This window comes from Leclercia sp. LSNIH8, assembly GCF_002920195.1.
GTDB lineage: Bacteria > Pseudomonadota > Gammaproteobacteria > Enterobacterales > Enterobacteriaceae > Enterobacter.
In genome coordinates this window covers 486,472-507,647 of the sequence record NZ_PQJY01000005.1, presented here as the reverse complement: position 1 = coordinate 507,647, position 21,176 = coordinate 486,472, and the positions used below count along the sequence as shown (strand labels likewise).

Below are 21,176 nucleotides of genomic sequence, written 5' to 3'. Positions count from 1 at the left end.
AAAAAACCCCGCTGATGCGGGGTTTTTTATTGTCGCTATTTGCTGCCGCAGTTTTTGTCCGCTTCAAAGCGGGCGTCTCTGTCCGGTACCAGCATTTTGACTTTTTCACCACTGTCCGGGTTGGCCTCAAGAGTAAAATGCCCGTTCACGGTGAGCAGCACCGGTTTAGTATCGTTTCCGCGCGCCACCGCGTAATCCCGCTCCAGCTGCGCGTTATTCGCCACGCTCACCTTTTTGCCTGTGGCACAGTCGGTGAAGCTCGCCGCATCAGCCATATAGAAATACATGCCGCGCATCGCCATTGGCGTTGATGGCAGGGCTGCATTAACGGGCGCCAGCGTGTAGTTAAACTGCGACTCAATCGGATTTCCTTCCCGATCGAGCATCTCCAGCCCTTCGCCTTTCGCCCGGAAATAGTGCTTTTCGCCCTGCGTATCCGTCAGCACCAGCTTATCCGCTGTTCGCGCCCAGCTACCGTAGCTGGCGAAAGAGGAAGGCGCTTTTGCCCCCTGATAATGTTGATTCATTACCCAAGTGCCATCTTTTTCCAGAAACAGTGAGGTTTCGATACCTTCGCAATCGGCGCAGGGTAAAATCCCCCGCCAGCTCTGCTGCATCGGTTTTAGCGCCTCTTCATGGGCTGGCTCCAGCGCCTGCACCTCTGCCCGATTATGACATCCCATCAGGATGACCAGCGCACCTGCAGCCACCACTGAAAATATTGCTGTTTTCACATCAGATTCCTTTTCTCAACCCGCCTGCTCCCCGTTAATCCTGGGGGCCTCGAACTTTGCCACGCAGTGCTTTGACGGTCGATTTTTGTGATTTAGAAGCCAGACGGCGCTCTTTCGATGCGCGTGTCGGGCGGGTTGCCCGCCGGCTTTTTTGCACTGCCGTTAACTCTTGTATTACCGCCACCAGCCGGGCAAGCGCGGCTTCCCGGTTCATCTCCTGGCTGCGGTACTCCTGCGCCTTGATAATAATGATGCCGTCAGAGGTGATCAGATGATGGCTGGCGGCGAGCAGGCGCTCTTTATAATACTCTGGCAGGCTGGATGCCCGAATGTCAAAGCGCAGATGAATAGCCGTTGAGGTTTTGTTCACATGCTGGCCCCCTGCTCCCTGGGCGCGGATCGCGGTGATCTCCACTTCATGATCGGGCAGGGCGACGGTTCGGGACACTACGATCATGAACGGGACTGCCAGGCTTCCGGATGAATTTCCAGATTATTCTCAGCATCCGACAGCCAGATGGCGCCATCCTGAATGGTTGCCTGCAGAATCATGGTTCGACCGGCAAATGCGCTCAGCTTAGCCAGTTGATCATCATCCAGATACCAGACAGACAGGTTGGCAAACTGGGCGCACTTATTCTTGTTCTGCTGCCACCAGATCTCCGCTGCGCGGCTGTTGTAGGTAAAGAGCGCCACTTCAGCAGATTGCGTGCAGGCTTTCTTAATGCGACGCTCATCCGGCAGGCCCAGCTCAATCCAGAGATCGATACCCAGATGATCGTTGAGCAGCCAGGCTTCCGGCTCGTCTTCCGCACTTAACCCGCGGGTAAATTGCAGGCGCTCATTGGCGTACTTAATCCATGCCAGCAGGCGCAGCATCATGCGCTCTTGCGTTTCGGAGGGATGACGCGCCAGCGTCAAGGTCGCATCCAGAAACTGATTGCGGTCTAAATCCGCCACATTGACCGCGGCTTTGTAAATTGTCGCTTTAAGCGCCATGAGAGAACTCCTTTCGAATCAGGTGCGCATTGTAGCGAAATCTCCGCCAAAAGGCTGTTACAGGCTTGAGAATGTCTGCGACATCAACCTGCTGATATTGCTTAAATGAGTATGGTATAGTCACCTTGCTAAACCGAGTTTATCTTCGTAGGCTTAATGGTATCTCACAGTAAAGTCAGTGCGCTGGCAGGAGGGGATGTGGAAAATTATTGTGAGCTAATTCGCAAACGGTATGCGGAGATTGCCAGCGGCGATCTGGGGTATATCCCCGATGCGTTGGGCTGTGTATTGAAAGTTCTGAATGAAATGGCGTCGGATGATACGCTTTCAGAATCGGTCAGAGAAAAAGCAGCATATGCTGCTGCGAATTTACTGGTGAGCGATTATGTCAATGAATGATACCTATCAACCTATTAACTGCGATGACTACGACAATCTCGAACTCGCCTGCCAGCATCACCTGCTTCTTACGCTGGCGTTAAAAGATGGCGAAGTGCTGAAGGCCAAGGCGAACGATCTGGTTTCCCGTAAGAACGTGGAGTATCTGGTTGTGGAAGACGGCGGCGCAACGCGCGAACTGCGTCTCGATAAAATAGCTAGCTTCAGTCATCCCGAAATCGGCACCGTTGTGGTGAGCGAGTCCTGATCCCGTGTAACGGGCAGCCTGCTGCCCGTTACGTTTTCCACTCCAGCTCTACGCCCCGCTCCGCTTCAGCTGCCCCTTCATGCGTTACAAACGCCCCCGCCGCCGCCACCAACGTTTCTCCGTAGAATAGAAGCGGCGTGCTGTCCCGACGCCAGGGGGCAACGTTGAGTTCCTGCCAGATTTTTTTGATCTTGCGTCCGCCGTTTCGCCCGACAATGTGCAGCGTACCGCTGGCGCGAAAGCGCACCGTTACGGGCTCATCTGCCCGCGGCAGTCGAAGAGCGCCCCCCGTCTTGAGATGAAGCGTACCCAGCCCTTCTGGCAGTGAGAGGGGCCGCTCCAGCAACGGCCAGTCGATAACCCGATCGGCCAGCGAGGCGTGAACTTTCACCCACCACAGCTGACCGCGAAAGCGACGAATTTCACCTTCGCCGGAACGCAGCCGCGGTGCCGCGTCTTCCCGGGCCAGCACCACCTCATCCCAGATGCGATTAAGCATGGCGCGTGACGGCATTAACGCCCCGTGCAGCGCCAGCCATCGGCGCAGCAACGCGGCCCGGCGTACCACACTCATCGCCTGCAGCGGCGCGATAGCCAGCGCCCCGTCCGTAGACACTAAGGTTGAAAGCTCGTCTGCCAGCAGTTCATCCAGCAGGTGCTCCTGCTCCGCGCACAGCGTGGCGCTGCGGGAGGTGGCCTGTGCAAAATGCGGCCAGCGCTCTGCCAGCAACGGCAGGACGCGCAGACGCAAAAAATTGCGGTCATAGCTGTCGTCCTGGTTACTTTCATCCTCAATCCAACGCAGATCCCAACGCTGGGCCCAGGCCATTAGTGAGTCTCGCGTTTCACCAAGAAGGGGACGAATTTGTTCAGTACCGGCAAAACGCGCCCGTGCGGGCATGGCCGACAACCCTGCCGGGCCGCTGCCGCGCTTTAGCGCCAGCAGAAAGGTTTCACACTGATCGTCCAGATGTTGCGCCGTGACCAACGCTTCATCCGGCAACAGGGCCTCACAAAAGGCGGCATAACGCGCTTTACGCGCCTGCGCCTCCAGCCCCAGCCCCTCCTCCGCCAGCGTTACCCGCGCCACAATCAACGGGATATTCCACTGCTGGCACAGGTGCTGGCAATGGGCGACCCAGCTTTCGGCGTGGGGGCTCAGGCCGTGGTGAATATGGATAGCGCGCAGTTCGAGGCCAGGCTCCTGTTCCCGCCACAGCATAAGCTGATGCAGCAATACGGTGGAATCCAGGCCACCGCTAAAGCCCACCAGCAGTCGGCGGTACGGGTGAAGAGCTTGCTGAAGGTCGGCTGTGGTCATCGTCGTCATTTATCCAGAAAGGTGCCCGGCACGTTACCGGGCATTCCCTGGCGAGGCAAGCGTTACTGCTGGTAGAGCTCCAGCGGCAGGCCATCAGGATCGTTGAAAAAGGTGAAGCGCTTTCCGGTGAAGGGATCGATACGGATGGCTTCGCACTTAACACCGTGGGATTCAAGATGCTCTACCGCCTGGTCAATGTCATCCACACTGAACGCCAGATGACGTAAACCGCAGGCTTCGGGCCGGGACGGACGCGCCGGCGGGAAAGGGAACGAAAAGAGCTCAATGACATACTGACCATTCAGCGCCAGGTCGCCTTTCCAGGAATCACGCTCTTCGCGATAAAACTCACTTTGCAGGGTAAAACCCAGCGTATCGCAGTAAAACGCCTTACTGGCGGCATAGTCGGTGGCAATGATTGCAATGTGATGAACCTGCTTTAAACCCAGCATAGCCTCTCCTTATTGGTGTGCCTGAACGTTATATCCGAACCCCCTTGCCGAGCAAGGGGTCATGACGCTTTTAAGACCCGTACCCGGTAGATACCGTTTTCATCCCGTTTGGCACCGTGGATGTCGGTTTCAAAACCGGGATAGTGACGGCCAATCGAGCAGAGCATTAACAGGAAATCGAGAACCGCCCTGCTCTTCTCGGTGATCATCTCGCCGGGCATAAGCAGCGGCACACCGGGTGGATAAGGGAGGATCATATTGGCTGACACCCGGCCAACCAGATCCTCCAGATCAACCGTCTCTACCTCTCCCTTCACCTGACGCTGCCAGGCGTGATGCGGGGTGAGCTTCATTTCTGGCAGGACATCAAACGCCTGCAGCATCAGTCGCGGCAAGTCGTGTTGACGAATGAGCTTGTGAATGCCTTTAGCCAGATCCTGAATACGCATGTTGCGGTAGAAATCGGGATCTTCGGCATAGAGATCCGGCAGCATGTTCTTGACCCGCAAATTCAGATCGTAGGCGCGCTTAAACTCCATCAACCCGCGCAGCAAACCCATCGCCCGGGTTTTGTCGATACCGATACTGAACAGGAAAAGCAGGTTGTACGGCCCGGTTTTTTCGACCACCACGCCGCGCTCGTCGAGGAATTTCGCCACCAGCGCCGCGGGGATCCCCTCTTCACTCATCACTCCCTGCTCGTCCATACCTGGCGGGAGAATGGTGACTTTGACCGGATCGAGGAACATATGATCCTCATCGGCATCGCGGAAACCATGCCAGCTCTCGCCCGGCGCCACCGGCCAGCATTCAGCTTCGTCGATATCGTCCGGCTGCCAGATATCGAAGAACCAGCCGTCGGCTTCATCTTTAAGGCGCTGAACCTCTTTGCGAAAATGCAGGGCGCGCTCAACGGAGCGGTTTATCAGGCGCTTACCGGGATTACCGCGCAGCATCGCCGCCGCAGTTTCAATCGAGGCCACCAGCGGATAGCTGGGCGAGGTGGTGGTGTGCATCATAAAGGCTTCGTTGAAGGTATCTTCATCGTACTCGCCCTTAATGTGGATCAGCGAGGCCTGAGAAAACGCAGCCAACATTTTGTGCGTGGACTGGGTTTCGAAGAACACTTTACCCGGCAGGCGTTCACCGCTCATCCCGCTCTTTCCGGCATAGATCGGATGGAAATTGGTATAGGGGACCCAGGCAGAATCAAAATGGATGGAAGGCACATCGAGAGTCTGTTTCACCCAGTTGGTGTTGTACAGCAGGCCGTCGTAGGTGGAATTGGTGATCACCGCGTGAACCGGCCAGCTTGCGCCCGGCACGGCTGCCACTTTGCGCTCTATTGCTGCATGAGAAAATTCCCGGCGCGGGATCCCGCCCAGAATGCCCAGCGCGTTGCGGGTCGGTGACAGCCAGAGCGGCACCACGTCACTCATCATCAGCAGGTGCGCCAGAGATTTATGACAGTTGCGGTCGATCAGTAAAGTGCTGCCGCCCGGCGCGGCGTACATGCCGACAATCTTGTTGGAGGTCGAGGTGCCGTTGGTGACCATATAGCTCTGCTCGGCACCAAAAGTGCGAGCGATATACTCTTCGGCTTCGAGATGTGGGCCGGTATGATCCAGCAGCGATCCCAGTTCCGTCACCGAGATCGACACATCTGCCTTCAGCGTGTTCCCGCCAAAGAAGTCATAGAACAGACAGCCCACCGGGCTTTTCTGATACGCGGTTCCCGCCATATGACCGGGGGTACAGAAGGTGTACTTCCCCTCTTTTACGTAGGTGAAAAGGGCGCGGGTAAACGGCGGAGTAATGGTATCGAGGTACTCGCCGGTATATTGCTGAATGCGGGTCGCAATATCCTCGGCCACGCCCAGTGAGTACTCGAAGAACCACAGTGCCATGCGCATATCCTGGGCGCTGATATCCATCGTGGAGTGAGTATTGATAAAGGCGTAAAGCGGCAGGTATTCATTGAGTTGGTTGATGTCGCTGCACAACTCCATATCGTACTCGTCCCAGTCGAAGATGACGCCGCAGATACGGGGGTTATGTTCAATAAACTTCAGTAGATCGGCGCTGTTTTGCGGCCAGATAAGTTGAAACCCGCGCGATGCCAGCGCCTGCTCCAGCTCCTTGATGGGTTCGTCTTTATAAAAGACGCCGTGCGGCCCCATAATGGCAATGATGTTCACGGTTTACCTCCTTAAAAAACATTAGCTAAGCATAGTTGAGGTAAACCATGGACATAAAAAAAGCCGCAACAGGGTGCGGCTTTTAAGATTATTGCGTAGCTTACGCGTAGCCGTAGCTCATCAGACGCTGGTAACGACGGTTCAGCAGATCTTCTTTGCTCAGCACGTCGAGATCAGCAAGGTCAGCCAGCAGCTGCGCCTTCAGGGACGCGGCCATCACTTCTGGCTTACGATGCGCGCCACCCAGCGGTTCCGGAATAACGGTATCGATCAGCTTCAGCTCTTTCAGGCGAGGAGCGATAATGCCCATCGCTTCCGCAGCCATCGGGGCTTTATCGGCGCTTTTCCACAGAATGGAGGCACACCCTTCCGGGGAGATAACGGAATAGGTGCTGTACTGCAGCATATTCACTTTATCGCCCACACCAATGGCCAGCGCGCCACCGGAACCACCTTCACCGATAACGGTGCAGATAACCGGCACGCTTAAACGCGACATTTCACGCAGGTTACGGGCAATCGCTTCAGACTGACCACGCTCTTCCGCGCCCACACCAGGATAGGCTCCCGGGGTGTCGATGAAGGTGATGATCGGCATGTTAAAACGCTCGGCCATCTCCATCAGACGCAGGGCTTTACGATAACCTTCTGGTGCTGGCATCCCGAAATTGCGGCGAATTTTTTCTTTGGTTTCGCGCCCTTTCTGGTGGCCAATAATCATCACCGGACGGCCGTCAAGACGCGCAATCCCGCCAACGATAGCTTTATCGTCAGCGTATGCACGATCACCAGCCAGTTCGTCGAATTCATCAAACGCCAGGCGGACATAATCCAGGGTGTACGGACGCTGAGGATGGCGAGCCAGTTGAGCAACCTGCCATGCGCCGAGATCGGCAAAGATTTTACGCGTCAGTTCTACGCTTTTTTCACGCAGACGATGCACTTCTTCGTCGATGTTAATATCCAGTTTTTCATCCTGACGGCCCACGGCAGTCAGAGAATCGATTTTCGCTTCCAGCTCTGCAATCGGCTGTTCGAAATCAAGGAAATTCAGACTCATAGTATTCCTGTATTAGTCAAACTCCAGTTCCACCTGCTCCGAACCAATGAGGCCACGTAGATCGTTCAGTAAACGATCGCTCGGAGAGACACGCCACGACGCACCAAAGCGCAACCGTGCACGCGCATCCGCCCTCTGATAGTAGAGATGTACTGGAATGGTCCCCGAGCGGTGGGGTTCCAGAGACTGACGGAGTCGGTTTAAAAGCTGGTCATCAATTTGCCTGTCCGTCAGCGAGATAGCAAGCCCGCGAGCATATTTTTCCCGGGCTTCGTCAATGTCCATCACTTCGCGGGCGGTCATTTTAAGTCCCCCGCTGAAGTCATCAAAGCTGACCTGTCCGCTGACGATAAGTATGCGGTCTTTTTCCAGCAGCTGCTGGTATTTATCCAGCGCGTCGGTGAATAACATCACCTCCAGCCGCCCGGAACGGTCATCCAGCGTACAGATGCCGATACGATTGCCGCGTTTGGTGACCATAACCCTCGCAGCAATGACGAGCCCCGCAGCCGTAGTAATCTTACCACGTTCTGTCGGATGCATGTCTTTCAGCCGGTAGCCTCCGACATAGCGCTCAATTTCTTTAATATACTGATTGATTGGATGCCCGGTCAGGTACAGCCCTAACGTCTCGCGCTCACCATCCAGCACGGTCTGTTCCGGCCACGGCTGACAGCTGGCATAGGATTGTTCAATCTGCTCCGGCTCTTCTGCCAGCACGCCGAACATATCCGCCTGGCCAATGGCCTCGGCTTTTGAGTGCTGATCGGCGGCCTTAAGGGCGTCACCCAGCGAGTTCATCAGCGCCGCGCGATGCGGCCCGAGACGGTCGAACGCCCCGGACATAATTAGCTTTTCCAGCACCCGGCGGTTGAGCTTTTTAATATCGGTTCGTGCGCAGAGGTCAAACAGCTCGCGGAAGTAGCCGCCCTGGTTACGGGCTTCGATGATCGCTTCAATCGGGCCTTCACCCACGCCTTTAATCGCGCCGATACCGTAGACAATCTCCCCGTCGTCATTGACGTGGAAATGGTACTGACCGGAGTTGATGTCCGGCGGCAGGATTTTCAGCCCCATGCGCCAGCACTCATCCACCAGCCCGACCACCTTCTCGGTGTTGTCCATATCGGCGGTCATTACCGCGGCCATAAACTCGGCCGGGTAGTGCGCCTTCAGCCACAGCGTCTGATAGGAGACCAGCGCGTAGGCCGCAGAGTGCGATTTGTTAAATCCGTATCCGGCAAATTTCTCTACCAGATCGAAGATCTTCATCGCCAGTTCGCCGTCGATGCCGTTTTTTTTCGCCCCATCTTCAAAGATCGAGCGCTGCTTGGCCATCTCTTCCGGCTTTTTCTTACCCATCGCACGACGCAGCATATCCGCGCCGCCGAGGGTGTAGCCGGAGAGCACCTGGGCAATCTGCATGACCTGTTCCTGATACAGGATAATGCCGTAGGTTGGCTCCAGCACCGGCTTCAGGCTTTCATGCTGCCACTGTACATCCGGATAGGAGAGCTCCTCGCGACCGTGCTTACGGTCGATAAAGTTATCTACCATCCCCGACTGCAGCGGCCCTGGACGGAACAGCGCCACCAGCGCGATCATATCTTCGAAGCAGTCAGGCTGCAGACGCTTGATCAAATCTTTCATGCCGCGGGATTCAAGCTGGAAGACCGCCGTGGTCTCCGAGCGTTGCAGCATGTCGAAACTTTTCTTGTCATCGAGCGGGATTGCGGCGATATCAATCGGCTCCAGGCCCTGCTTGGCCCGGCGCGGGTTGATCATCTTCAACGCCCAGTCGATGATGGTGAGCGTACGCAAGCCGAGGAAGTCAAACTTCACCAGCCCGGCATATTCCACGTCATTCTTGTCAAACTGGGTGACCGGATGCAGGCCCGATTCATCGCAGTAGAGCGGCGCAAAGTCGGTAATTTTGGTCGGGGCAATGACCACCCCACCGGCGTGTTTACCGGCGTTTCGGGTGACCCCTTCCAGCTTACGCGCCATGTCGATCAGCGCTTTAACCTCTTCATCCGCCTCGTAGATTTCCGGCAGCTGCGGCTCCGCTTCGAAGGCTTTCGCCAGGGTCATGCCCGGGTCAGGCGGCACCAGCTTCGAGATGCGGTCAACAAAGCCGTACGGATGCCCCAGCACGCGGCCCACGTCGCGGATAACTGCTTTTGCCGCCATGGTACCGAAGGTAATGATCTGCGATACCGCATCACGACCGTACATGTCTGCCACGTGTTCAATGACCTGGTCGCGTTTCTCCATGCAGAAATCGACGTCAAAGTCGGGCATCGAGACACGTTCCGGGTTGAGGAAGCGTTCGAACAGTAGGTCAAATTCCAGCGGATCGAGATCGGTAATTTTCAGCGCATAGGCCACCAGCGATCCGGCACCCGAACCACGGCCCGGCCCTACCGGTACGCCGTTGTCTTTCGACCACTGGATAAACTCCATAACGATCAGGAAGTAGCCGGGGAACCCCATCTGGTTAATAACCTGGAGCTCTACGTCCAGACGCTCGTCATACTCCGGACGCTTCTCGGCGCGAACGGCCGGATCCGGGAAGAGAAACTCAAGGCGCTCTTCCAGACCTTCTTTCGATTTCATGACCAGGAAGTCTTCGGTGGTCATGTCGCCGGTCGGGAACTGCGGCAGGAAGTATTCACCCAGACGGACGGTGACGTTACAGCGCTTGGCGATCTCTACGCTGTTCTCCAGCGCTTCCGGGATATCGGAAAACAGCTCGCACATCTCCTCTTCGCTGCGCATGTACTGCTGCGGCGAATAGTTACGCGGCCGTTTCGGATCGTCGAGGGTAAAACCATCGTGAATAGCGACGCGAATTTCATGGGCGTCAAAATCATCGGCGTTGATGAAGCGCACATCGTTGGTGGCAACCACCGGCAGGCCCTGCTCTTCCGCCAGGGCGACTGCGGCGTGCAGATAGCTCTCTTCATCAGGACGACCGGTGCGGATCAGCTCCAGGTAGAAGCGATCCGGGAAATACTCTTTATAAAAATCGACGCACTGCTCCACCAGGGCGGTGTTGCCGCGCAGCAGGCATCGGCCTACGTCGCCCATACGCCCGCCGGAGATCAGCAGCAGCCCCTCATTCAGCTCCGCCAGCCACGCGCGATCGATCCACGGACCCTGCGGGCCGTAGCCGCGCTGATAGGCACGGGAGATGAGCAGCGTCAGGTTCTGATAGCCGGTATTGTTCAGCGCCAGGACGGTAATTTGCGTCATTTCATCGGCGAGAAGCTCGCTCTGTACGTGAAAATCAGCACCAATTACCGGCTTCATCCCGGCACCGTGCGCCGTTCCGTAGAACTTCACCAGACCGCACAGGTTAGTGAAGTCGGTGATCGCCAGCGCAGGCATGCCAAGCGAGGCCGCCTTTTTCACCAGCGGCCCGGTCTTCGCCAGCCCATCAATCATGGAATAGTCGCTGTGCACCCGCAGGTGTACGAAACGTGGTTCAGCCATCTTCAGATTCCGCGTTACTTATTGGCGTCTTGATTCAGGACATCAGTCCCAGTGCGCGTTTCACCGGTCCAAAACTGCGGCGATGATGTTCAGTTGCGCCGTGTTCAGCCAGTCTTTCCAGATGGAAAGCGGTAGGATACCCCTTATGCTGGGCAAAACCATACTGGGGAAATGTGAGATCCAGCGCGGCCATTTCAGCATCGCGCGTGACTTTAGCAATGATCGAAGCGGCGCTAATTTCCGCCACCCGGCTGTCGCCTTTTACCACCGCCAGCGACGGCATGGGCAGCGCCGGACAACGATTACCGTCGATCAGCACATACTCTGGCACCACGCTCAGCCCGGCGACGGCACGCTGCATCGCCAGCATGGTGGCATGCAGAATATTCAGCTCGTCGATCTCATGCGGTTCCGCCCGCCCGACACTCCAGGCCAGCGCTTTCTCTTTAATTTCGTCGTACAGCGCCAGGCGGCGCTTCTCGGATAATTTCTTCGAGTCATTCAGACCGATAATTGGACGAGCAGGATCGAGGATCACCGCGGCAGTGACAACAGCGCCCACCAGCGGCCCACGCCCTACTTCATCCACTCCCGCCACCAGATGGGCGTGAGGGTAAACAAATTCCATCATTTAGCTAGCTCCAGCACCGCGTCAGCCGCCTGCTCATCGGCATTACAGCGGATTTGCTGATGCAGTTCCCGGAAGGTGTCATGCATTTCATGGCTGGTTTTGCCGTTAGCCAGCAGCGGCAGCAGCGCAGCGGCTAATGCCTGCGGCTGGCACTCATCCTGCAGCAACTCTTTCACCAGCTCACGTCGGGCAAGCAGGTTCGGCAAGGAGACGTAATCCGTTTTCACCAGCCGTTTCGCCAGCCAGAAGGTGAACGGCTTCATACGATAACCCACCACCATCGGGCATTTCGCCAGCATGCACTCCAGCGCAGCGGTACCTGATGCCAGCAACGCGGCATCGCTGGCGACCATCGCCTCACGGCCTTTGCCATCCAACAGATGGACATGCAGATCGGGGGCGACCTCCGCCTTAATACGCTCGAACTGCTCCCGGCGTTTGGCATTCACCAGCGGCACGACCACTTCCAGATCAGGGTAAGTCTGACGCAGAATTTGCGCAGTTTTCAGAAAATCAGCGCTGAGCATTTCGACTTCTGCGCCGCGGCTCCCCGGCAACAGCGCCAGGCAGTGGGCATCATGTGAAATACCCAGCAGGTCACGTGCACCATTTTTATCGGGATCCAGCGGCATGGCGTCGGCCATGGTATGGCCGATAAAGCGGCACGGAACGTTGAATTTATCGTAAAACGCTTTTTCGAAAGGCAGGAAGGCTAATACCAGATTCGTCGATCTGCCTATTTTGAAAACGCGTTTCTGTCGCCACGCCCAGACGGACGGACTGACGTAATGGATAGTTTTGATCCCCTGTCTTTTCAGATTACCTTCAAGGGTAATGTTGAAGTCAGGCGCATCAATGCCCACAAACACATCGGGCTTAAGTTCGGTAAAACGACGCGTCAGATCGGCGCGAATATGCAGCAACCGGCGCAGGCGACCCAGTACCTCGACGATGCCCATCACCGCCAGCTCTTCCATTTCGTACCAGGCTTCGCAGCCTTCAGCCTGCATCAATGGGCCAGCAACGCCGACAAAGCGCGCGTTGGGAACGCGCGCTTTGAGCGCTCGAATCAGACCTGCACCAAGAATATCGCCGGAGGTTTCTCCGGCGACGAGGGCGATCGTAAGCGGGCGACTATCGACCATTAACGAATCAGACCACGGGTTGAGCGTGCGAAGAACTCCACAAACGCGTTCACCTCAGGATGCTGCTTCGCCAGTTCGGCAATTTCCGGCTTAGCCTCTTCCAGTGTTTTACCGTTACGGTACAACTGCTTGTAAGCGTTGCGGATAGCCATAATCGCTTCACGGCTAAAACCGCGACGCTTAAGGCCTTCGATGTTGACGCCAAACGGCGTCGCATGGTTACCCTGTGCAATCACATACGGCGGAACGTCCTGCGCCACGCCGGAGCAGCCGCCAACCATCACGTGCGCACCAATGATGCAGAACTGATGGACAGCGGTCATGCCGCCAATGATTGCAAAATCATCAACTGATACGTGTCCCGCCAGCGTTGCGTTGTTGGCGAGAATGCAGCGGTCACCCACGGTACAGTCATGCGCGATATGCGCGTTGACCATAAACAGGTTATCGCTGCCCACCTTCGTCAACTCACCGCCCTGTACTGTGCCACGATGAATGGTGACGCTTTCGCGAATGCGGTTACGATCGCCAATTTCCACACGGGTTGGTTCGCCAGCATATTTCAGATCCTGGTTAACTTCACCGATGGAGGCGAACTGATAGATCACGTTATCGCGGCCAATAGTCGTATGACCATTCACAACGACGTGAGATTTCAGTACGGTACCCTCACCAATTTCGACATGGGGTCCAACAATACAGAATGGACCAATGTGGACGTTAGCACCGATAACGGCACCCTCTTCCACAATGGCGGTTGGATGAATAAAGGCGGTTTTATCAATCACGTATCAGGCCTCCCGGCTACGCGCACACATCATGGTAGCTTCGCAAACAACCTTGCCGTCAACCAGAGCTACGCCTTTGAAGCGAGTCAGGCCGCGACGCGTTTTTTCAAAAGTCACTTCCATGATCATCTGATCACCAGGCACAACCGGGCGCTTGAAGCGCGCTTCGTCGATACCTGCGAAGTAATAGAGCTCACCCGGCTCCAGTTTCCCAACGCTTTTAAACGCCAGAATACCGGTAGCCTGAGCCATCGCTTCCAGGATCAATACGCCCGGGAAGATAGGCTTCCCAGGGAAATGCCCCTGGAAGAATGGCTCGTTTACAGAAACATTTTTCACTGCGCGCAGAAAACGACCTTCTTCAAAATCCAGCACACGGTCTACCAACAAAAACGGGTAGCGGTGCGGCAGAAGTTCTAAAATCTCTTCAATATGCAGAGTATGAGTGTCAGTAGTCAAAATACTCTTCCTGTCAAAATATCTGAATGGCAATAATAACACGGCCTGCCGGTTTATAAGAAAGCCGACAGGCCGGGAAGTGTGCGTTAAACGGATGAACGCTTAGTCTTGTTGATCGATTTTGCGCTCAATGGCCTTGAGGCGCTTGCTCATATCATCAATATTCATCACCAGGGCTGCAGTCTTACGCCACACCTTGTTAGGCTGCAACGGAATGCCTGAAGAGTAGACGCCCGGTTCGGTGATTGGACGCATAACCATGCCCATACCGGTAACCGTAACCTTATCGCATATTTCCATATGCCCGTTAATGACGCTGGCGCCGCCAATCATGCAGTAACGGCCAATCTTCAGGCTGCCCGCCATAATAACGCCACCGGCAACGGCAGTATTGTCGCCAATCACAACGTTATGCGCAATCTGGCACTGGTTATCGATGATAACACCATTACCGATAATCGTGTCATCAAGCGCACCACGGTCAATAGTCGTGCATGCACCGATTTCGACGCGATCGCCGATGATCACCCGGCCAAGCTGCGGGATCTTAACCCAGTTACCACGATCGTTGGCATAACCGAAACCATCCGAACCGATAACGGTACTGGACTGGATCAGGCAGTTTTCGCCAATTTCGATCTCATGATAAACAGAGACATTGGCCCACAGGCGAGAGCCTGCACCAATTTTTGTTTTTTTACCGACGAAGCAACCGGCACCGATGACCACGTTATCGCCCAGCACGACGTCTGATTCGATAACCGCATTTGCACCAATTGATACGTTGTTACCCAGCTGCGCCGTCGGGTCAATCACCGCACTGGGTGCGATGTTTTGTGCCGGCTGCGGCGTGGTATCCAGAATTTGTGCCATACGGGCATACGTCAGGTAGGGGTTCTTTACTACCAGCGCAGCACCTGCGGCAAACGGCAAATCGTCCTGCGTCATAACGACAGCAGACGCCTGGCAAAGCGCCAGATGTTCACGGTACTTAGGGCTTACCATGAAGGTGATATTGCCTGCTTTAGCAGATTGCATGGACGCAACAGCGGTGATGACGATATCGCCATCACCGTGTAATTCTGCATCCAACTGCTGAGCTAAATCAGCGAGTCGAATTGAAGGCATTACTTATTTAACCTGTTTCAGGACATCAGCGGTGATGTCTTTAACATCGCTGCTGTTGAATGCAACGGCGTTGGCATCAACAACCAGATCGATGCTCTGATCGGCAGCTACAGCTTTCACAGCGGACTGGATACGGGTAACCAGCTTGCCGCGCTCTTCGTTAGAACGACGTTGACGATCCTGCTCAAAAGCTTGCGCTTTCTGAGAGAAAGTCTGACGCTGAGCCATTACGTCTTTTTCCAGTTTGCTACGTTCGCTCGCTTTCATGGTAGAACCATCGCGCTGCAGACGCTGCATTTTGGATTGCAGATCGTTTTCCATACCCTGCAGTTCGCTTGCACGGCCTTTGAACTCGCTCTCCAGCTTGGCAGAAACACCTGTTTTCTGCGCAACCTGCTGGAACAAGTTACCCATATTGACGATTGCAATTTTGTCCGCTGCCTGAGCAGAAGTTGCCATCGCTAAACCGAGACCTGCAGCTAATAACCACTTTTTCACAATTAACTCCTTACCATCCCATTGGCACCCGAAGGTACCGTTCTTTGCGTGGCAAGGCGATCCTGCGATCGCCAGTTGTCAGCGCTACACTGCCAACGCATTCCTTTGCGACGGACAATTACCATGTTTTACCAATGTTAAACTGGAACTGCTCCGCCTTGTCTCCATCATATTTCTTAAACGGCTGGGCGTAAGAGAAGACCAACGGCCCCAGCGGTGACATCCATTGTAGTGCGAGACCCGCAGACATACGAATATTGCTCGGATCGCTGTAGTCCGGAATACCTGCAGCCCTGGTCGCACTGGTATTTTCCCAGTTAGTATCCCATACGGTACCCGCATCCAGGAAGAAGGAGGTACGAACGGAGTTAGCATACTTATCGCTGATAAACGGCGTAGGGGTAATAAACTCCAGGCTGGCAACACCCATGGCGTTACCACCGACTGCATCGTCAGAGCTACATACTTCGCTTGATGAAGACTTATCGCAGTTATCTTCGTCGTTACCGCCGTAGTAGGCTGCTTTCGGACCAATGTTGTTGGACTGGAAGCCACGTACGGTACTTGAGCCACCGGCGTAGAAGTTTTCATAGAATGGCAGCTCTTTGCCACCTAAACCATCGCCGTAACCCCAGCGCGTACGACCCAGAACCACCCATTTATGGTCTTCATCGATCGGGAAGTAGGACGCGGTATCCAGCGTAACCTTGTAGAACTCGTTATCCGAGCCCGGAATGGTCACTTTACCGTTCAGGTTGACGCGAGAACCTTCGGTCGGGAAGAAACCACGGTCGAGGCGGTTGTACGTCCAGCCATAGTTGAAGGTGAAGTCATCTGCGGCAAAACCGTTATCATCATTCGAGGTGCTGGCAGACTGTCCGATAGAGTCCAGATAACGCCACATTGCCACCTGCGGTTGCATGTTGGACAGGTCGTTATGGACGTAACCTAAGCCCGCACGCAGGGTGTTATATTCGTTAACCGGGAAACCGAGCGTACCATCAACGCCGTAGCTTTTGTTAGTATACGAAGACAGGTCCGCATCATCCGCTTTAAAGTCGTTATAGAAGATACGACCGCCCAGACTCACACCATCAACGGTGAAGTAAGGGTTAGTCACGGAGAGCTCAGAGTAAGTCTGGTAGTCGTTCTTGGTACCGTTGATACCCACGGAGTAGCCCGTACCTAACCAGTTATCCTGCTGTACACCCACCTGGAAGCTAACGCCACTCTCTGTGCCGTAACCGACACCAAAGTTAAAGCTACCGGTGTTACGCTCTTTAACCTTGTAAACGACATCAACCTGATCCGGTTTACCTGGCACACGCTGGGTGTCGGTATCCACCGTTTCGAAGTAACCCAGACGGTTCAGACGCTCTTTACCCTGATCAACCAGGTCGCTGCCCAGCCACGCCCCTTCCATCTGGCGCATTTCGCGGCGCAGGACAGAATCTTTGGAGGTATCGTTACCCTCAAAGCGGATCTTACGCACGTAGAAACGGTTACCCGCATCGACGTTTACGTGTAGCTTAACGGTTTTATCCGTATCGTTAATTTCAGGCTGGGTCTGAACGCGCGGGTAAGCGTAACCATAACGGCCGAGCAGCTTCTTAATGCCGTCTTCCATTTTGGTGACTTTGGAACCGCTATAGAGTTCACCCGGCTGCAGTTTGGTCAGGCTCTCAATCTCCGCAGAATGGCCCGCGAGGTTACCGCTTACTTCAACGCCCGAAAGCGTATATTTATCGCCTTCAGTGATGTTAACGGTAATGTAGATGCCTTTCTTGTCCGGAGTCAGACTGACCTGAGTCGAGTCAATGTTGAAACGGGCGTAACCGCGATCCAGATAGTAGCTGCGCAGGGTTTCGAGGTCACCCGCCAGTTTCTGTTTCTGGTATTTGCGATCGCCGACAACGTTCCACCACGGCACTTCATCACGCAGCTGGAACGTTGAGATCAGTTCATCGGTGCTGAATGCATGGTTACCAACGATGTTGATCTGCTGAATCTTCGCGGAAACACCTTCCTGGAAGACCAGTTTCAGATCGACACGGTTACGCGGCAGCGGCGTGACAACCGCTTTCACGCTGGCGCTGTATTTACCGACGCTGTAGTAGAAATCTTCCAGCCCTTTCTCGATATCAGAAAGGGTGGTGCGATCCAGGGATTCGCCAACGCGAACGCCAGAGGCCTCAAGGTTCTGCTTGAGCATATCGTCTTTCACCGACTTGTTGCCGGAGAAGGTGATGCTCGCAATTGTCGGGCGCTCTTTCACCTGAACCAGTAGCGTATCACCATCGCGCAGAACGCGAACGTCCTCAAAGTTGCCAGTGGCAAACAGGGCGCGAATGGTATTACTAATGTCTTCATCATTAACCGTGTCGCCTGGGCGCACTGGCATACTGAGGAGGGCCGCACCAACGGCGACTCGCTGAAGGCCTTCGAAATGAATATCTCTCACTACGAACCCGTCAGCACCGTATACGGTCGCGCTGCTAAACAGCAGCGACGCTATGAGCAACTTTTTCATCGCCATCGTTATTATGCGTTCTTCCTAACACTCTCTTACAACCGAGAGAAATCATTGAAAAGTGCAAGCCCCATTAACAGCACCAGTAAAATCGAACCAATGCGATAACTAAAGTCTTGAACTCGCTCGGATACCGGCCCGCCTTTTAGCTTCTCTATCGCTAAAAACAGCAGATGGCCCCCGTCTAAAACGGGAAGTGGGAACAGGTTGATTATCCCGAGGTTCACGCTGATGAGCGCAAGAAACATCAGATAGTAAATCACCCCGAACTCTGCTGACATCCCAGCCCCCTGAGCGATCGAGATCGGCCCACTGAGGTTGTTCAGTTTTACATCACCGGTAATCAATTTCCCCAGCATCTGCACGGTCAGCTTCATCAGTTGCCATGTTTTATCCGTGGCTTCAAGGATGGCGCTGAACGGCCCATACTGGCGTATTGTCTTGTACTCATCAGGCAGCGGGATCACTTTAGGCACCACGCCTGCGAACCCTTCAGCCTTTCCGCCGCCCGGCTTGGTATCCGGAATCAACGTTAAGGAGAGCGGACTCCCCTGCCTTTCTATCTCCAGCGCCAGCGGCGTTCCTGGATTATCACGCACCAGAGTAACAAAGGTCATCCATTGCGTTAAAGGCTGACCATCGACTTTAACGATCCTGTCGCCAGCTTGCAAACCTGCTTTACGCGCTGCTGAATCAGCCTGGACTTCAGCCAGTACCGGTTCAATCTGCGCGCTGCGCGGCCGGATACCTAATGCCGCAACAGGATCTTCTTTATCCGGCTCAAAGGTCCAGTGGCGCAAATCCAAAATTTTATTCTGACGTTGCTCTGAACCGAAAGATGACACGCTAACGGTGGTTCTCTCATCGCCAATTTTGGCGACCAGTTGCAACCGAACGGCATCCCAGTCAGGGGTTTCGATGCCATCAATTGCTTTAAGTTCCATCCCCGGATTAATTTGCGCGCTTGCCGCGATGGAATTGGGTGTAATTTCACCAACAACCGGACGAACGCCAGGGACACCGATGATAAACACCAGCCAGTAAGCAAAGACAGCAAAGATGAAATTTGCAACCGGACCGGCAGCAATGATAGCGGCGCGCTGACCAACAGTTTTGTTGTTGAACGCGTAGTGGCGCATTTCAGGAGCAACCGACTCTACGCGTTCATCCAGCATCTTGACGTAGCCGCCTAAAGGGATGAGGGCAATAACAAATTCTGTGCCGTGGCGATCGGTACGACGCCAGAGCGCTTTACCAAAGCCAATGGAAAAGCGCTCAACACGCACCCCACAGCGCCGAGCAACCCAGAAATGGCCAAATTCATGCACCGTGATAAGTACACCCAGTGCAACAATGAATGCCGCCAGATTCCAGAGAATGCTAAGCATAAAACCTTCCGTTAAATCGTCCCAAACACCAGCAAAAACAGGCAGGCAAACACGGGTACTGCCGCCGTCAGGCTGTCTATGCGATCCAGGATACCACCGTGCCCTGGAATGAGATTGCCACTGTCTTTGATCCCTGCTTCACGCTTAAACATACTCTCGGTCAAATCACCCAGCACGGAAGCCAGCGCTGCGACAATTGAACAGACCAATAATGTTGCCGGTGCGACCTCGAGGTTGGCCCATATGCCGTAACCCCAGGAGATAATCGCCGCCGTAAACAGACCGCCAATAAAGCCCTGCCAGGTTTTACCCGGAGAGACTTTCGGGGCCAGCTTATGTTTGCCAAACAGTTTACCAAACATATAGGCGCCAGAGTCAGCCCCCCAGACGAGAATCATGACATAAAGCAGCCATAACGCGCCGCTGTATGGGTTATCGTCGTAGTGCCAGGTGCGAAGGGCAAGCATTCCCCAGAAGAAAGGAACGATGGTAAATAGCCCAAAGCAGAGGCGCAGCACTTTCGAGTTACGCCACAGCGAGGCAGAGCCCGGATAGAAGAGCACCAGCAGCAACGCTGCCAGCCACCATCCCAGCGAAAGCCAGAGCGAACCTGCAATGATCGGTTGATGGATATTGTGATGATACTCTGGCAGCATGAAGAGCATCAGCGCCAGCATCAAGCCGCACAGCACCGCCAGCCATACCCGCTGGGAACGCGAGGTAAAGCCGCTAAGCTGTCCCCATTCCCACGCCGCCAGCATGCAAACGACCAGTGTGACAATCGCAAATCCCACCGGAGGCAGTAAAAACAGCGCCGCGATGACAACAGGTATTAAAACAAACGCAGAAATCAGGCGATACTTCAGCAAAAGCTACCCCCATCAGGCGTTTTCGCCACCAGGCTCGGTACCACCGAAACGACGCTCTCGATTGGCAAAGGCATGCAGCGCACCTTCAAAGTCTTGTTCATCAAAATCGGGCCAAAGAACATCTGTAAAGTAAAGTTCGGCATAGGCAATTTGCCACAGCAAAAAGTTACTGATGCGATGTTCTCCCCCTGTCCTAATTACTAAATCCACGGGTGTCAGTTCACTCATGCAGATTTGCTTGCTCAGCGCCTCTTCATCAATCTGGTCCGGCCTTAAGAGCCCTTCCTGAACCTGTTCAGCCAAATGCCGCACACCCTGGACAATATCCCAACGTCCGCCATAATTCGCAGCGATATTGAGCGTTAAGCCGGTATTTTGCCCGGTCAACGCCTCCGCTTTACGAATGCGTTCCTGCAGACGTGAGTTAAAACGACTGGTATCGCCGATAATACGCAGGCGAACGTTGTGGCGGTGCAGGCTTTTTACTTCGCTGTCTAATGCCCACACGAACAATTCCATCAACGCGCTGACTTCCTGCGCAGGTCGATTCCAGTTTTCACTGCTGAAAGCATAGAGCGTTAACGCGTCAATGCCGTTATTGGCGGCAAAAGAAACCGCGCGGCGCACAGATTTCGCCCCAGCTTTATGCCCAAAGGCTCGGATCTTCCCTTGTCTTTTCGCCCAGCGGCCATTGCCATCCATGATGATTGCTACATGACGACAGCCATGAGCCGGCAAGTTTTCGCTTATTGGTTGGTTCGCAGACAACATAACGCGTTTTTGGTCCCTGAAAGGATTTAACGGTACTCAGGAATACTGAAGCCTTTACGTAAAA

At 54.7% G+C, this 21,176-nt stretch carries 20 protein-coding genes; 2 read left to right on the top strand and 18 right to left on the bottom strand.

Annotated features, from left to right (window positions below; translation table 11 throughout):
- Nucleotides 1–35: 35 nt before the first annotated feature.
- Genes nlpE through C3406_RS17050 form a run of 3 tightly spaced genes read right to left on the bottom strand, consistent with a single transcriptional unit; the run spans nt 36 to nt 1,733 of the window.
- Nucleotides 36–734, bottom strand: a complete 699-nt coding sequence (gene nlpE / locus C3406_RS17060; protein WP_103823308.1) for an envelope stress response activation lipoprotein NlpE — start codon at nt 732–734, stop codon at nt 36–38.
- A 34-nt stretch (nt 735–768) separates the two neighbouring features.
- Nucleotides 769–1,191, bottom strand: a complete 423-nt coding sequence (arfB, locus tag C3406_RS17055) for an alternative ribosome rescue aminoacyl-tRNA hydrolase ArfB (RefSeq protein WP_103178353.1) — start codon at nt 1,189–1,191, stop codon at nt 769–771.
- Nucleotides 1,188–1,733, bottom strand: a complete 546-nt coding sequence (locus C3406_RS17050) for a YaeQ family protein (protein WP_103178352.1) — start codon at nt 1,731–1,733, stop codon at nt 1,188–1,190. Before C3406_RS17050 ends, arfB begins: the two co-directional genes overlap by 4 nt.
- A gap of 198 nt (nt 1,734–1,931) precedes the next feature.
- On the opposite strand from C3406_RS17050, the gene C3406_RS17045 reads away from it, so the two are divergent.
- Complete coding sequence (locus tag C3406_RS17045; protein WP_103823307.1) at nt 1,932–2,132, top strand: YaeP family protein; 201 nt, start codon at nt 1,932–1,934, stop codon at nt 2,130–2,132.
- Entirely contained in the window at nt 2,119–2,379 is a 261-nt protein-coding gene (gene rof / locus C3406_RS17040; protein ID WP_039030294.1) for a Rho-binding antiterminator, read from the top strand. Before C3406_RS17045 ends, rof begins: the two co-directional genes overlap by 14 nt.
- Nucleotides 2,380–2,407: 28 nt before the next feature.
- Here rof and tilS read toward each other — a convergent pair whose 3' ends face one another.
- The 15 genes from tilS to ispU all read right to left on the bottom strand — a co-directional run bounded on the left by tilS (nt 2,408) and on the right by ispU (nt 21,112).
- Complete coding sequence (tilS, locus tag C3406_RS17035) at nt 2,408–3,700, bottom strand: tRNA lysidine(34) synthetase TilS (RefSeq protein ID WP_103823306.1); 1,293 nt, start codon at nt 3,698–3,700, stop codon at nt 2,408–2,410.
- Between the two features lie 62 nt (nt 3,701–3,762).
- Nucleotides 3,763–4,152: a VOC family protein gene (locus tag C3406_RS17030; RefSeq protein WP_103178348.1), complete on the bottom strand. Its 390-nt coding sequence runs from the start codon at nt 4,150–4,152 to the stop codon at nt 3,763–3,765.
- 59 nt (nt 4,153–4,211) lie between these two features.
- Nucleotides 4,212–6,350 (bottom strand): lysine decarboxylase LdcC, encoded by a 2,139-nt coding sequence (locus C3406_RS17025; RefSeq protein ID WP_103823305.1) that lies wholly within the window; start codon nt 6,348–6,350, stop codon nt 4,212–4,214.
- Between the two features lie 100 nt (nt 6,351–6,450).
- Entirely contained in the window at nt 6,451–7,410 is a 960-nt protein-coding gene (gene accA, locus C3406_RS17020) for an acetyl-CoA carboxylase carboxyl transferase subunit alpha (RefSeq protein WP_103178346.1), read from the bottom strand.
- 12 nt (nt 7,411–7,422) lie between these two features.
- Entirely contained in the window at nt 7,423–10,905 is a 3,483-nt protein-coding gene (gene dnaE / locus C3406_RS17015) for a DNA polymerase III subunit alpha (RefSeq protein WP_103178345.1), read from the bottom strand.
- A 34-nt stretch (nt 10,906–10,939) separates the two neighbouring features.
- Nucleotides 10,940–11,536, bottom strand: coding sequence for a ribonuclease HII (gene rnhB, locus C3406_RS17010; protein ID WP_103823304.1), 597 nt, complete (start codon nt 11,534–11,536; stop codon nt 10,940–10,942).
- Nucleotides 11,533–12,681 (bottom strand): lipid-A-disaccharide synthase, encoded by a 1,149-nt coding sequence (gene lpxB / locus C3406_RS17005; RefSeq protein ID WP_103823303.1) that lies wholly within the window; start codon nt 12,679–12,681, stop codon nt 11,533–11,535. Before lpxB ends, rnhB begins: the two co-directional genes overlap by 4 nt.
- Complete coding sequence (lpxA, locus tag C3406_RS17000) at nt 12,681–13,469, bottom strand: acyl-ACP--UDP-N-acetylglucosamine O-acyltransferase (RefSeq protein ID WP_103823302.1); 789 nt, start codon at nt 13,467–13,469, stop codon at nt 12,681–12,683. The genes lpxB and lpxA overlap by 1 nt, the downstream gene beginning before the upstream one ends.
- A 3-nt stretch (nt 13,470–13,472) precedes the next feature.
- Complete coding sequence (fabZ, locus tag C3406_RS16995) at nt 13,473–13,928, bottom strand: 3-hydroxyacyl-ACP dehydratase FabZ (RefSeq protein ID WP_007373234.1); 456 nt, start codon at nt 13,926–13,928, stop codon at nt 13,473–13,475.
- A gap of 102 nt (nt 13,929–14,030) precedes the next feature.
- A complete protein-coding gene (lpxD, locus tag C3406_RS16990; protein WP_103823301.1) occupies nt 14,031–15,056 on the bottom strand; it encodes a UDP-3-O-(3-hydroxymyristoyl)glucosamine N-acyltransferase in 1,026 nt (341 codons plus the stop codon).
- 3 nt (nt 15,057–15,059) lie between these two features.
- Entirely contained in the window at nt 15,060–15,554 is a 495-nt protein-coding gene (gene skp, locus C3406_RS16985; protein ID WP_103178340.1) for a molecular chaperone Skp, read from the bottom strand.
- Between the two features lie 118 nt (nt 15,555–15,672).
- Nucleotides 15,673–18,090: an outer membrane protein assembly factor BamA gene (gene bamA, locus C3406_RS16980; protein ID WP_103823300.1), complete on the bottom strand. Its 2,418-nt coding sequence runs from the start codon at nt 18,088–18,090 to the stop codon at nt 15,673–15,675.
- A 29-nt stretch (nt 18,091–18,119) separates the two neighbouring features.
- Complete coding sequence (gene rseP, locus C3406_RS16975; protein WP_103178338.1) at nt 18,120–19,472, bottom strand: sigma E protease regulator RseP; 1,353 nt, start codon at nt 19,470–19,472, stop codon at nt 18,120–18,122.
- 11 nt (nt 19,473–19,483) lie between these two features.
- Nucleotides 19,484–20,341: a phosphatidate cytidylyltransferase gene (cdsA, locus tag C3406_RS16970; RefSeq protein WP_103823299.1), complete on the bottom strand. Its 858-nt coding sequence runs from the start codon at nt 20,339–20,341 to the stop codon at nt 19,484–19,486.
- Between the two features lie 12 nt (nt 20,342–20,353).
- Nucleotides 20,354–21,112, bottom strand: a complete 759-nt coding sequence (gene ispU, locus C3406_RS16965; RefSeq protein ID WP_103178336.1) for a (2E,6E)-farnesyl-diphosphate-specific ditrans,polycis-undecaprenyl-diphosphate synthase — start codon at nt 21,110–21,112, stop codon at nt 20,354–20,356.
- Nucleotides 21,113–21,176: the final 64 nt, after the last annotated feature.